9 protein-coding genes are annotated in these 12416 nt (G+C 44.7%); 2 read left to right on the forward strand and 7 right to left on the reverse strand.

Going from position 1 to position 12416, the window contains the following annotated elements; translation table 11 throughout:
• Both PBN151_RS21355 and PBN151_RS21360 read right to left on the reverse strand, forming a co-directional pair.
• The coding region (locus tag PBN151_RS21355) for a serine-rich family protein (RefSeq protein ID WP_139295395.1) at window positions 1-3823 on the reverse strand (3823 nt) is incomplete at its 3' end.
• Window positions 3824-3916: 93 nt separating this feature from the next.
• Window positions 3917-5077: a glycosyltransferase family 4 protein gene (locus tag PBN151_RS21360; protein WP_072730632.1), complete on the reverse strand. Its 1161-nt coding sequence runs from the start codon at window positions 5075-5077 to the stop codon at window positions 3917-3919.
• Between the two features lie 151 nt (window positions 5078-5228).
• Here PBN151_RS21360 and PBN151_RS21365 point away from each other — a divergent pair, with 151 nt between their 5' ends.
• Window positions 5229-6326, forward strand: coding sequence for a YheC/YheD family endospore coat-associated protein (locus PBN151_RS21365; protein WP_072730633.1), 1098 nt, complete (start codon window positions 5229-5231; stop codon window positions 6324-6326).
• A 160-nt stretch (window positions 6327-6486) separates the two neighbouring features.
• The gene (gene asd, locus PBN151_RS21370) at window positions 6487-7305 is read left to right on the forward strand and encodes an archaetidylserine decarboxylase (protein ID WP_021252702.1); all 819 of its coding nucleotides are present in this window, start codon (window positions 6487-6489) and stop codon (window positions 7303-7305) included.
• Window positions 7306-7441: 136 nt separating this feature from the next.
• Here asd and PBN151_RS21375 read toward each other — a convergent pair whose 3' ends face one another.
• The 5 genes from PBN151_RS21375 to PBN151_RS21395 all read right to left on the reverse strand — a co-directional run bounded on the left by PBN151_RS21375 (window position 7442) and on the right by PBN151_RS21395 (window position 12140).
• The gene (locus tag PBN151_RS21375) at window positions 7442-8770 is read right to left on the reverse strand and encodes an XRE family transcriptional regulator (RefSeq protein WP_072730634.1); all 1329 of its coding nucleotides are present in this window, start codon (window positions 8768-8770) and stop codon (window positions 7442-7444) included.
• Between the two features lie 86 nt (window positions 8771-8856).
• Entirely contained in the window at window positions 8857-10179 is a 1323-nt protein-coding gene (locus PBN151_RS21380; RefSeq protein ID WP_072730635.1) for an XRE family transcriptional regulator, read from the reverse strand.
• Window positions 10180-10229: 50 nt separating this feature from the next.
• On the reverse strand, window positions 10230-10460 hold the full coding sequence (locus PBN151_RS21385) for an aspartyl-phosphate phosphatase Spo0E family protein (protein ID WP_021252699.1): 231 nt from the start codon (window positions 10458-10460) through the stop codon (window positions 10230-10232).
• 206 nt (window positions 10461-10666) lie between these two features.
• Window positions 10667-10861, reverse strand: coding sequence for a hypothetical protein (locus tag PBN151_RS21390; protein WP_072730636.1), 195 nt, complete (start codon window positions 10859-10861; stop codon window positions 10667-10669).
• Window positions 10862-10874: 13 nt separating this feature from the next.
• Window positions 10875-12140: a helix-turn-helix domain-containing protein gene (locus PBN151_RS21395; RefSeq protein ID WP_021261967.1), complete on the reverse strand. Its 1266-nt coding sequence runs from the start codon at window positions 12138-12140 to the stop codon at window positions 10875-10877.
• Between the last annotated feature and the right edge of the window lie 276 nt (window positions 12141-12416).

Genomic DNA, 12416 nt, shown 5'->3' on the forward strand with positions numbered 1-12416 from the left:
CGTGGCTCACATGCTCCGAGCCTATCGCTCCTTGGCTCACGTGCTCCGCTGTTATTGCCCCTTGACTCACGTGCTCCGAACTTATCGCTCCTTGGCTCACATGCTCCGAGCTTATCGCCCCTTGGCTCACGTGCTCCGAGCTTATTGCCCCGTGGCTCACATGCTCCGCTGTTATTGCCCCATGGCTCACGTGCTCCGAGCTTATTGCCCCGTGGCTCACAGCCTCCGCTGTTATTGCCCTTTGACTCACGTGCTCCGAGCTTATTGCTCCTTGGCTCACGTGCTCCGCTGTTATTGCCCCTTGACTCACGTGCTCCGAACTTATCGCTCCTTGACTCACGTGCTCCGCTGTTATTGCCCCGTGGCTCACGTGCTCCGCAGTTATCGCTCCTTGGCTCACATGCTCCGCTGTTATTGCCCCGTGGCTCACATGCTCCGAGCCTATCGCTCCTTGGCTCACGTGCTCCGCGATTATTGCCCCGTGGCTCACATGCTCCGCTGTTATTGCCCCGTGGCTCACATGCTCCGCTGTTATTGCCCCGTGGCTCACATGCTCCGATGTTATTGCCCCGTGGCTCAAGTGCTCCGCAGTTATCGCTCCTTGGCTCACATGCTCCGCTGTTATTGCCCCGTGGCTCACATGCTCCGAGCCTATCGCTCCTTGGCTCACATGCTCCGCGATTATTGCCCCGTGGCTCACGTGCTCCGCAGTTATCGCCCCGTGGCTCACATGCTCTGCTGTTATGGCTCCTTGGCTTACATGCTCCGAGCTTATCGCCCTGTGGCTTACGTGCTCCGAGCTTATCGCTCCTTGGCTCATGTGCTGAGATTGGATACACTCCGGTTGCACATGAATCGATTCTACGCTCTCCGGGGCAAGATGATGCCCATGCACAGCATTCTCTACGAGATGCGTCTCATCAATCGAGCCGCTGGCCATATGCTGGCTGTTTATTCCTCCTGCCGCCAGATGAGATCCATGGATAGCTGCTACTGATATATGTTTTGCATGGATAGCGTTGGGCCCTATATGGTCTTTCGTTACAGCAAATGGTTCAAGTTGAGACGATCCAATGATTATGGGCTCTGCTGGTGGGGGATTGACGAGATTATTCAACATCGTAAACAATTCATCATCGAGATGTTCAATACGAACTGCCCCAGATGCCAAGTGTTCGTCCGCAACAGCCTGTGGCTGAATATGTGTCCCTTCCACTGACCCTGGAGCCAGCTTGGAGGCCGTTACCGACTGTTCTGCAAGCTGATAGGTGTCAATCGCCTGCGCTTCTACATGCTTGCCTGATACCAATCCGAGAGCAAGATGCTCCGCCTCAACAGCTTGATAGGCAATTGCTTCCGAGCTTACTGCACCTTTTGTCAAATGGATGGATTCTACACTGCCCGCTGCTAATTTCTCAGAAGTAACACTCTTATTCGCAAGCTTGCTGGATGTAACCGACATATCACTTAACTTGTCGCTGGATACACTCTCTGGAGACAACTTGAGGGATGTAACCACATGATCAGCCAAGTGATGGGAGTATATGGAGGATGAACCTATGTGTCTGTCTCGTACAGCATGCGGAGCAATCTTCTCACTCGTTACCGCTTCTTGCTTCAGCATAGCCGCATCAATCGATTGAGCTCGGATATGTTCGTCGCTAATTGCTCCTGGTGAAATATGTTCATCCTTGATGGAGTACAGCTCTATTTCCTTGGCCCCTACTGCACCCGCACTGATGTGACGGGAAGTTACGCTATCGTCAGCCAATATCTCAGCCGTCACACTTTGATTCGTCAGCTTTTGACGAGTAACCGCCTCATCAGCGAGCTGCAAAGAGGTAACGCTGTGTACACCCAACTTGCTTGTTGTCACTGCCTCATCTACGAGATGCGCTGTGTTAACAGCATTCGCGACTAAATGTCTCCCTTCTACTGCGCCTGAAGTAATCGTACGCTTATCAATTGCCCCGTCCTGCACATGCCGATTTGCAATGCTATCTTGCTCAATATGCTCCCCGCCGATCGCCTCTTCCTGAATATGAAGACCGACTATGGCAAGTGGTGCGATCTGCTGCGTGCTTATTGCATGCTTGACAACATGACGAGACTGAATCATGGAATCTGCAATTTTTTGCGAAGTAATACTCTGATCGGCGATTTTGGAGGAAGTGACGGCTTGATCTATCAACTTCGCTGTTGCGACTGATTGATCCGCTAATTTATCTGTCGTTACAGCCTGTTCGTGCAAATGCCAGCTATGAATTTCTCCTTCGCGCACATGCTTCTGATGGACCGCTTCCTTCTGCAAATGGGCAGATTGAACTGTTTCTGCTGCAAGATGGATCGAATGAATTGATTGAGGCTGTAGATGATAGCTGCTAATCATATTCGGGGTAAGATGTGAGCCTTCAATTTGGTTGGAACCGATATGCCGACTCTCAACAGCACGTTCAGCGATGATACGACTCACAATAATTTCATCAGCTAAATGGTCACTAACAATGCTAGAGGGGGCTATTTTATCGCTCGTTACAGCATGATTCCGCAGCTTCGAATTCGTGACTACATCATCACTAAGCTTGGATGTGTCCACAGCGCCATTGGCCAAGTTTTCCGTATGGATCGCACCGCTGCGTATCTTTTCAGAGGTTATGGATTGGTCTTGAATCAATTCATTCGAGATGATTAGTTCGCTCAAATGCTTCGTATGAATAGAGCCTTCCGCTAATTTATCAGAATCGATCGTCTTATCAGCCAGCTTCTCGGAGGTTATACTGCCGTCCTTAATTTTGCCTCCTGTAATAGAACGATCTCGAATTTTACTGCCTGAAATCGCATTGCGAATGAGGTGCTCACCCATAATCGAATCAGGAGCGATCTTCCCGCCAGTGATCGCTTCATCTGCAATTTTAATCGATGTGACAGAATGATCCTTTAGCGCATCAGAATCAATGCTCTCACGTTTAATCTTGGATCCGCTTATCGAATACGCAGCCAGTTTCTCATTGGTAACAGCCTCATCCACGATATCATCGGTATATACAATCGCTTTTGGCCGGAAAATGCTTCTCTTCTCGAAAAGCCGTTTTTCCTTCTCTGCCTGCACAGCTATTACTGCATCAACGTCTACCTTCTGCTCTGTTTGCTCAAGCTCATTGTTTTCAAGCATATGGAGTGCGTCCATAGAGGAAGCATCAACTGAGGAAGCTTCAACCTCTACATCTTGGGACACCGTTCCTCTAATAGGCTTTGATGGATTTTTAGTCTTCTTCTTTTCTGTGCGGGTTGCTTTCGAAAGCTTGCTATCTGCTTGCTTCGATGAAGGTGCGTTTACGCCAGTGAGTGTGGAAGCTTCGACTTCCGAAACTTGAGTGGACTGTGCCTTCTGCTCGCTATGCTCAATGTCTGGGGATATAGTGAATGGAGGTACAGGCGTTGGTATGTTCTCTTCTCTACTTACATGGGCATCCAAAGATGGTGTCTTCGACTTCGAAGAACCTTCACCTGCTGTGGGCTGCTTCATGGCAACATTGCCTCTCTTTGCCTGCTGAAGAGCCAGCTTTGCTTGTTTCATCAAATGGTTCATTTCTTCCTGTGCTGTCGCAAACGCATTGATGTTAGCTTTCTTGGAATGTGCAACACTATCGGGCTTAGATTTCGATAATTGATCCAAATGGGGCTCAGATTTCGATAATTGATCCAAACTAGGCTTAGATTTCGATAATCGATCCAACATTTTCAGCTCCGACCTATTCGGATTATCTACATAATAGGAAGGCCTCTTTCCTTTCGGGGACAAGCTCCCTTTTTTCTTTTTCACGCTGCACTCTCTCCTTTCCGATGGGCTTCTACCTACACCTAATCCATCATATGCACCCAGTGCTCTCCCCGACACTCGCCTATACGTATGAATCTATTGCTCTGCAGGAGCGCCTATTTCGTTAGCCCACCGCTCGGCTGTTTTGTCCCATGTAAAATGATTCTGTACATGTTCCACAGCCGCTTCCCCCATTCTCTTTCTTCGTTCATCATCATCCAATAACCGATTTAGTTCATTCGCAAGCCGTACGCTTAGCCGAAGCGGCCGCACGAGCACGCCTGTAATCCCGTCTGCAACAACCTCTTGAATGCCTCCGACACGTGTTGCAAGTACAGGAACTCCAGAAGCCATCGCTTCCACATTGACTAAACCGAATGCCTCCTTCTCGACCGAAGGCATGACTACAACATCCGCTAGCAAATACCAATCCGGTATTTGTTCATGGGATACATAAGGGACGAATCTAACGTGCTTCGGATACACTCTGCCCAAACGCTCAAGCTTACGCACATAGACGGTTCTCCGTGCAGATCCATAAAACGCGCTGCCGACGATGACAAATAGCGCCTTAGGCTGCCTCGCAATGACACGCGGAATGGCCTTCAATAAATGATGAACTCCCTTTAAGGGAATAAGACGCCCGACATATAGAATGATTTTGCGATCCGCCCAACCTAGCATGTCCTTGCCTGCTTCAGAACGCTGCATTCCTTCTTCCGTCCATTTAGAGCGGAATCGCTCTTGGTCAACTCCTAATGTATTCACTACGATTCGCGAAGCACAACTTGGACAGACTGCTGCAACTTTGCGATATAAATAGCGGCTGTTGACGAAAATCCGATCTGCCGCTCGAAGTGATGACCTTAATAATTTCAGGGGAATATGCTTACGGCTCATGAAGGTGACGGAGTGAAGATTCAATATGATTTGGGCATTGGGAAAGGAACGCTTGATAGGGAGAACAAATCGGGGACGGTTCTCAATTTGAATCGTATCAGGCATGAACTGAGCCATGCTGCGAATAACCCCCTGCACGTACATCCGTGCATGGCTCGCTCGAATTCGAACACAAGGAACACCCCGAACCGTGTCTATCTCTTCCTGGCCGCTCCACAGTCTTGCATAAATTCGTGCATCTATTCGCTGAGCAGCCTTGCTTACCACATGCTCCACGACTCGCTCAACGGAACTGCTCGATCCAGAAGGAATCGGGAATGTTCCTGGCGTGATGACAGCCACCTTCTGAAGATGCATTTCGTTCCTCCTCATCTGCTTAGCCAAGCATCAAATTTAGTCATTATGCCTTCATCCACTCGTCCATACCGCCAATACTGGACATACATACGATGCATTATCGCCGATGGCTATTTGTATATCGCATTTTTGCCCCTAAGGAGGTATGACCATGTCCGATAATCGAATCGGCATTTTGTTCAATGCTCCCTTGCTGCGTGGACTCATCCGTGGTAAGACGAAGCACGAAGCTATCCTGTTCTATGAAGAAGCTGCGCGTCAGAACGGAATCATCCCTTGCTTCTTCCGAATTGAAGATGTAAATACCCGTCGAATGGAAGTAGCCGCATATGTAAAAGGGCCGACTGGCTATGTTCGCCGACGCATGCCTATTCCACGAGTCATTCATAACCGAGCGATTTATTTACGTCCCACTTCACGTGCGCGTATCCGCACTCTGGTTCAAGCGAATATTATCTTATTCAACGAGGTCAATCGATACGGCAAAATGAGCATTCACAACGTACTCAAGGCAGATCATATGATCGCCCCACATTTGCCCGACACAACCCTCGCAACTCGTTCTTCTATCGCCAGACTCATGGAACGCTATGACGCGATTGTACTGAAGCCTAATAACAGCAGCATAGGACGAGGGCTCACCAAAATTGAGCGAACAAGCAAAGGGTGGAGAACGACCTACATGCTGCGAACGTCAACAGGGGGCCGTAAGTGGAGAACCGTCGAGATGCCTAAGGGGAAATTGCCCGCATCCGTGAAGTCCCAAATGCTGAAGAAGGCCTTTTTGGTTCAACAGCTCTTGCCGCTCGTTTGCTATAAGGGTAGACCCTTCGATCTGCGTGTATCCGTACAACGAGACGGAACCGGAGAATGGAAAATCACAGGAATCGTGGGCAAGGTTGCACCATCGCATACATTCGTCACGAACGTAGCTCAAGGCGGAACAGTCTATCCATTTGAACTGCTGGCAGCTTCTGCACTGCCTTATATTCCGCTTGATATCCTTCGCGAACGAATCAGCCGCTTCTCCTTAGATGTCGCTTCACGGCTATCACACACCCTGCCCCATCTTGCAGACTTAGGACTAGATATTGGGATCTCTCCTGATGGAGTTCCTTTATTTATCGAATGCAATGGACGAGATCAACGTTACAGTTTTCGTGAGGCTAATTTACTTGAATGTTGGAGAGCAACCTATGTGAATCCCATTGCCTATGGCGCATCTCTGCTTCGTCAAGCAAGTCAATAACCCTATTTATTCTTAGCGTTGTGTAGGATCATATTGAAAATGATGGCGTTCTGTGTCAAGATAGTCCACAGGAAACATGCTTCTTATTCTGTTTCTTGAGGCTGAAAAATACAGGACGCCCTTCATTCAGGTGTCTTATAAACCAGGTGATTAATTAACAATGAAAAAAAGATTTTTACGGCTACTAACTGAATTATCCTCACGCAAGTGGGTATCTCGCATCGCAGGCCGCTTCGCCAACTCCGGATTAAGCCGCCGATTTATTCCAACCTTTGCGAAGACGTACAATATCCGTGTTGAGGAAGCTGAGAAGCCTATGGATCAATACGGGACTTTGAATGAATTCTTCACACGCAAGCTTAAGCCAGATATGCGTCCTATTTCTGCTGCAGAGGACCAGCTTGCTAGCCCTGTAGATGCAGTGATTACAGGTATGGGCCCAATTCAGGAAGGCAGTATATTTAATGTGAAGGGACAGGATTATACACTCGATGAGATGCTGAACCACTCTCCTCATCGACAAAAATATAGTCATGGCTATTGCTTCGTGCTGTATTTAAGTCCTTCCGATTATCATCGTATTCACGCCCCCGTTACGGGGACCACTGTGGAGAGCGAACATGTGCCTGGGCGTGTCTATCCAGTAAATGATTTTGGTCTGCATCATATGCCGCGTGTACTTAGCCGCAACGAACGACTTATCACGTACATACGACATGGACAAGGTGAAGTAGCGGTTGTGAAAGTTGGGGCACTCAATGTGAGCAGCATCCGTTATTCGGATGATAAAGTGAAGTCCAGCTACGAGAAGGGGCAGGATCTTGCCTATTTTGAATTCGGATCAACCGTTGTGCTGCTGACAGAAACGAACACATTCGAGCCCCTGGAGGGATTAGCGCTCGGCGCCAAGGTTAGAATGGGAGATTGCTTGGGGACGTTCCATGCGAAGACTGAACGTGTACAGAAGACACAGAGCTAACCCTACTTGCGTTCAATAGCATCTTACTGAAAAGGGGCTTTTCCATAGGCCATGAACCATGGCAATTGGAAAAGCCCCTTTTTCTGTGCTCATTTTCTCAGGCACCGACTACTAAAGAAAAGCGCTATAACTTTCTTTAAGTAGTTAACAATGCTCTTTTTAAAATGCTCTTTTTCTGAAATTCCACAATATAACCGTCCAGCTCTTGACTAAGTCGAACGACAGTAGCATCTGTCAGATTCCGGCCATCCGCTACAGCACTGATCATGTTCAATCGTGTCTGCTCCAATTGTCTCAGCAAGGCCTCATCCGTTTCCGTTAATCTAGTGAACATGGATATCCCCTTTTTGAAATAATCGATAGCTTCTTTCTGTCTATTTATTCCGCTCATAACTTTCCCTTTGTTAATGTAATAGTTTGCAAGTTCATTGATCTTCATAGGATTGGAGAAGTCTTCTTCCAGATAGTCTGATTCACCTTGGAGCAAATGTTGTGCTGCATCTATATCTCGTTGTTGAAGATAGATATGAAGTAGTGAGTTTACAATATTTAATTGGTAAGTCGATGACTCCATACACAGCTGCAAATGGTAGATAGCTGATTCCGTTTCTCCCCGTTGCTCATGAAGCTTGGCCTGCATAAAAGTTACATGATCCTTCAGGAACGGGAAGCGTGTCAATCGAATACGATTGAGGTACTTCTCTGCCAATTCAAATTGAGATTTATAATAGTAAGAAGAACTAATCAGTAAAATGGAGTAAGCTTTATAGGTACTCTCTGTCTTATCACAGGCCAGCAGTAGTTTACCGAATTCAATACTGTCATTATACTTGCGCAGTGTATAAGCGTGAACACTTAACTTGTAATATAGAATAACACGATCTTCGCAGGTCAGATCTTCAGCATAGGCAAGTACCTGCTTCCCCGATTGATAGGTTTCCTCCATTTTACTGAAATCATCCCGTTCCACTAAATACCGATAGAACAATCCTTTTGCAACATATGTCTGCCAGCCTTGCCTTTGAGCATACATAATTGCATCATCCATTAATTCTAACCGAGACTCTAGGTTGCCTATTCCTTTTTGTACAATGCTTAATAGTTTTCCAAACCTAACTTCTGAATTCTCGTCCAGAGAGGCCATTAGATGAGCCATTACTTCTCTAGCCAGTGAGATATCGTCTTCGGACGACACGAGTTGCTGCAGCAGACAGAACCATATCTCCGAATGAATCTTCATATTGGCAAGAGCCGTTACGACTTCATGAGCAGGTATATGTAAAATAGAGAAAATGGGTTGTAGGATCGCATAATCTCGTGGAGCTCCGCCATATTCCAGGAACGAAATTCTCTTGTTATTTACACCTGACCTGTTCGCAAGTTCCTGCTGAGTCATATTCAATTCATCTCGATAACGACGAATCAACTCCCCCAAGGTCTCATTTCTCAGTTTTACAACCCCCATGCATGTATCCTCCATTACACTTGCTTGATGACTCGTGAGTGAATCTCTATCTGGAAACAAAAGAGATCAATTGTGCTTCTTTTTCATTAATCTCTTAATAGAGAATTCTTAAATATCCCTTTTTTCTGTATTTCAACGATATAGGTATCAAGCTCTTGACTGAGCTGCACAACAGAGACATCTGTTAAATTCCGTCCTGTTTTGGCTGCATTCATCATCTTCAACCGTGTGCGCTCCATCTTTCGTAACAAAGCTTCATCAGCTTCGGTCAGTTCAACAAACATGCTTACACTTTGGATGTAACAATCAATGGCTTCACTGTTTTTCCCCCATCGATGCATCCATTTCCCTTTATTGATGAAATAATAGGCGTGTCCTTTTATAGAGATTGGATTTAAATAATCTACATCGAGGTACTCTTGCTCTTGCTGGAGTAATTGATTGGCGGAAGTACTATCGTTTTGGGATAGATATAATCTAAGAAGTGCATTTACGCTGCAAATCTTTGAAGGATACAATTTATAACATCTTTGCAATTGGCTAATTGCCAAATCTATGTTTCCTCTTTTTTCATAGAGTTTGGTTGTTAAAAAGTCGACATGCTCTTGAACAAAGGAGAAAGGAAACCGGCTTAAAGCTAGTAAATATTCTTCGGCTTTATCATAATCCTCAAGACGGAAATATGAAGAACAAATAAGCAAGTTAGCGTATGCCTTGTAGGTGCTCTCTGAGCTATCCTCATCGATCCCTCGCTTAGCTATTTCTATACTTTCATAGAATCGTTCTATGTTGAACGCATGAACGCCTAACTTGTAATAGAAGATTACTCGCTCGCCACGCGAGAGCAGTTCAACATAACGAAGCACTGCTTGACCAGACCCATAAGTCTCATCCAGTCGAATAAAATCGTCCCGCTCCACTAAATACCGATAAAACAGTCCTTTTGCAACCAAGCTCTGTAAATCTCGTGATCTAGCATAGGAAATCACATTGTCCAGTAACTCAAGCCGCATTTCAATGCTACCAGTCCATTTTTGAATCATTTGATATAGCCTCAGCAGCAAATCTTCACAGTCCTCATTACAGCAAGCCAATACGTGTACAACAATGTCTTCGCATAAACGCCTATCCTGACTAGGCAAGGATGCCTCTAATAGCGACAGCCATAACTCTGTACTAACTTCTTCTGTCACAAGATGAGCCACTATTTCGGCCATCGGGATATGCAGCACTGCAAGAAGTGACTTCAGCACTGCATGTTCTAATGGAATTTCCCCTTTTTCAATTGCGATAACACTGTCATGGTCTATACCTGCTTCTTTTGCAAAATCCTGCTGGGTCTTATTCTCCCTATTCCGGTAACATCGTATTAGTTCCCCTAGTTTCTCATACTCCATAACGGAACGCATGTATGTTTCCTCCGCCTACAGGATATCAGTCATACATTGGCCACTAGCTCTTATCCAGCAATATCAATTTCCAAGATCGCCTTTTTCAGCAGTCTTTTCTTTTGGATTTCAACCAAATACTCATCGAGCCTCTGACTAAGTTCAATGACCTCTACGTCAGTGAAAGTTTTGCCCTCTTCGAGTGCTTCCTGCAACTGTTCACGAGCTTTTTCGATTTCGTCCAGCAGTATTTCATCCGATAAACTGATTTCATTAGTTGGGATATCAAAGTAAAACCTCATCTTGTTAGCCTCCCTTTTAATGAGATTCTATATTATAGTGATTGTTTCTATTATCCGACAATTATGTATCATTGTCATTATATAACATTCTGCTTGTTTCACTATGTTTCTCTAAAATAAGATATATTCGACGCTGTTCAACATTTGTTGCGATGCATAGTAGACGACAAAAAAAGGACGCTAGAGTTAGCGTCCTTAATTAATTGCTACCAAGCTATTTCTGCATCCTTTCCTCCCGAGAACATATAAAACTGATCACTCTGGTAAACGGCCTCATTACTGTATGATTGAACATTCTTTCGAACATCATTTTTCGCTTGGTACCCATTTGTAAGTGTAGGCATTAGAATAAGTGAGGCCACAACAAATGGTACGAATAACTTAATTAATTTTTGTTTCAATGATTTTTCCTCCTTATTTTTTTAAGTCAGCAAATAAAATATTTACTTGTTTCATCAGGTCAAGATCGTTACTAAAAGATCCAATTAGACAAAAAATATGTTCCAAGCACTCGTAAATTTTTTTATGTTCGCTCAATTCCACAAACATAGTAGCACTTGTAATAAAATTCTGAATTGCTTCTCTTACATCACCTGTATCACACAAATATTTTCCTTTATTCAAAAAATAATGTGCACGTCCAGAAACAATAATCGGACTTTCAGAGTGTTGAACTAAATACTCTGATTCACGTTTAATCAGTTCAGTTGCTGAATCAATATCATTATGCAAACGATATATTTCTAACAGCGAGTTCACAGCATTTAATCTATAGGATGGAAGTTCTAAGCAATCCTTAAATTGTTGGATTGCCAAGCGAATATTCCCTTTTTTCTCATTCAATCTAGCAGTCATATAGTCTACATTTTTCTGCACGAAAGGAAAGCTGAACAAACTAAATGTTCTCAAATATTTTTCCGCCATATCATATTGCTCAAGTTCAAAATATGACGAACAAATCGCTAAAGTAGAGTATGCGCTAAAACTGCTTTCCACATCTTCTTGAATGACTGCATTTTTACATAACTCTATACATTCATTGTACAGGCCCAAATTAAACGCATGAACGCCAAGCTTGTAATATAATGTGGCTTTCTCCTCACGAGATAGAAATTCGACATAATGGAGCACATACTGTCCGGATTGATAGGTTGCCTCCATCTTCGAGAAATCGTCCCGCTCAATTAAATACTTATGTAAAGTTCCTCTCGCAACGAAGCGTTGAATTCCATGACTTCGTGCATAGGTAATAACGATGTTCAGTAATGAGAGCTTCAGCTCATTATCGTTCGATATTTCCTGAACTATTTGAAAAAGCTTGCCTAGCAGAACTTCGCTCTCTTCATTGCGGGATGCTAATAGATAGGAAGCGATCTCAGCTGACAAGGAGTAATCCCCACTCGATGTTGAATTATGCAATAATCCGAACCAAGTGTCTGAACGATGGTCAGTCAAGGACAAAGCATCAATCACTTCGCGCAAGGGCACGTTCAGAACGGAAATAATGGGTTGTATGGTCGCGTAATCAGGCCGTTTAATGTCCCCATTCTCAATCTTGGAGATGCTGCCTCGGTTAATTCTTGTCAACTCCGCCAGCTTCGCCTGCGTCATTGACCGTTCATACCGATAACGTTGAATTAATTCTCCTAATGTCGAATAAACAGCACTGATGGAACCCACTCCATCACCTCCTTATTATGGAATTTATTGTCTTAATTCTATCATTATATATATCTCTTGTAAATCCCTCACATTCCAACAAAATGAATATTTATTCGACTCGCACTTTCTACTATTAAAAGTAAACTAGTGAACACCTTTTGTCGATAACCTCGTGCTGAATTTATCGTTCCTTAACAATTCTAATCATTATGTAGGCAGATAAGGTTGTCGTTTTAGAGCAAAACCATATCTAACAAAAAAGCTGCCCGGACAATAGTGCCCAAAGCAGCTTGT

Origin of the sequence: Paenibacillus sp. NAIST15-1, assembly GCF_001894745.1 — a bacterium.
Taxonomy (GTDB): domain Bacteria; phylum Bacillota; class Bacilli; order Paenibacillales; family Paenibacillaceae; genus Paenibacillus_B; species Paenibacillus_B suaedae.

Bases quoted from the DNA above. Each gene is read 5' to 3' on its own strand.
- PBN151_RS21360 (WP_072730632.1), bottom strand. From the start codon at position 5,077: ATGCATCTTCAGAAGGTGGCTGTCATCACGCCAGGAACATTCCCGATT.
- PBN151_RS21365 (WP_072730633.1), top strand. From the start codon at position 5,229: ATGTCCGATAATCGAATCGGCATTTTGTTCAATGCTCCCTTGCTGCGT.
- asd (WP_021252702.1), top strand. From the start codon at position 6,487: ATGAAAAAAAGATTTTTACGGCTACTAACTGAATTATCCTCACGCAAG.
- PBN151_RS21375 (WP_072730634.1), bottom strand. From the start codon at position 8,770: ATGGGGGTTGTAAAACTGAGAAATGAGACCTTGGGGGAGTTGATTCGT.
- PBN151_RS21380 (WP_072730635.1), bottom strand. From the start codon at position 10,179: ATGCGTTCCGTTATGGAGTATGAGAAACTAGGGGAACTAATACGATGT.
- PBN151_RS21385 (WP_021252699.1), bottom strand. From the start codon at position 10,460: ATGAGGTTTTACTTTGATATCCCAACTAATGAAATCAGTTTATCGGAT.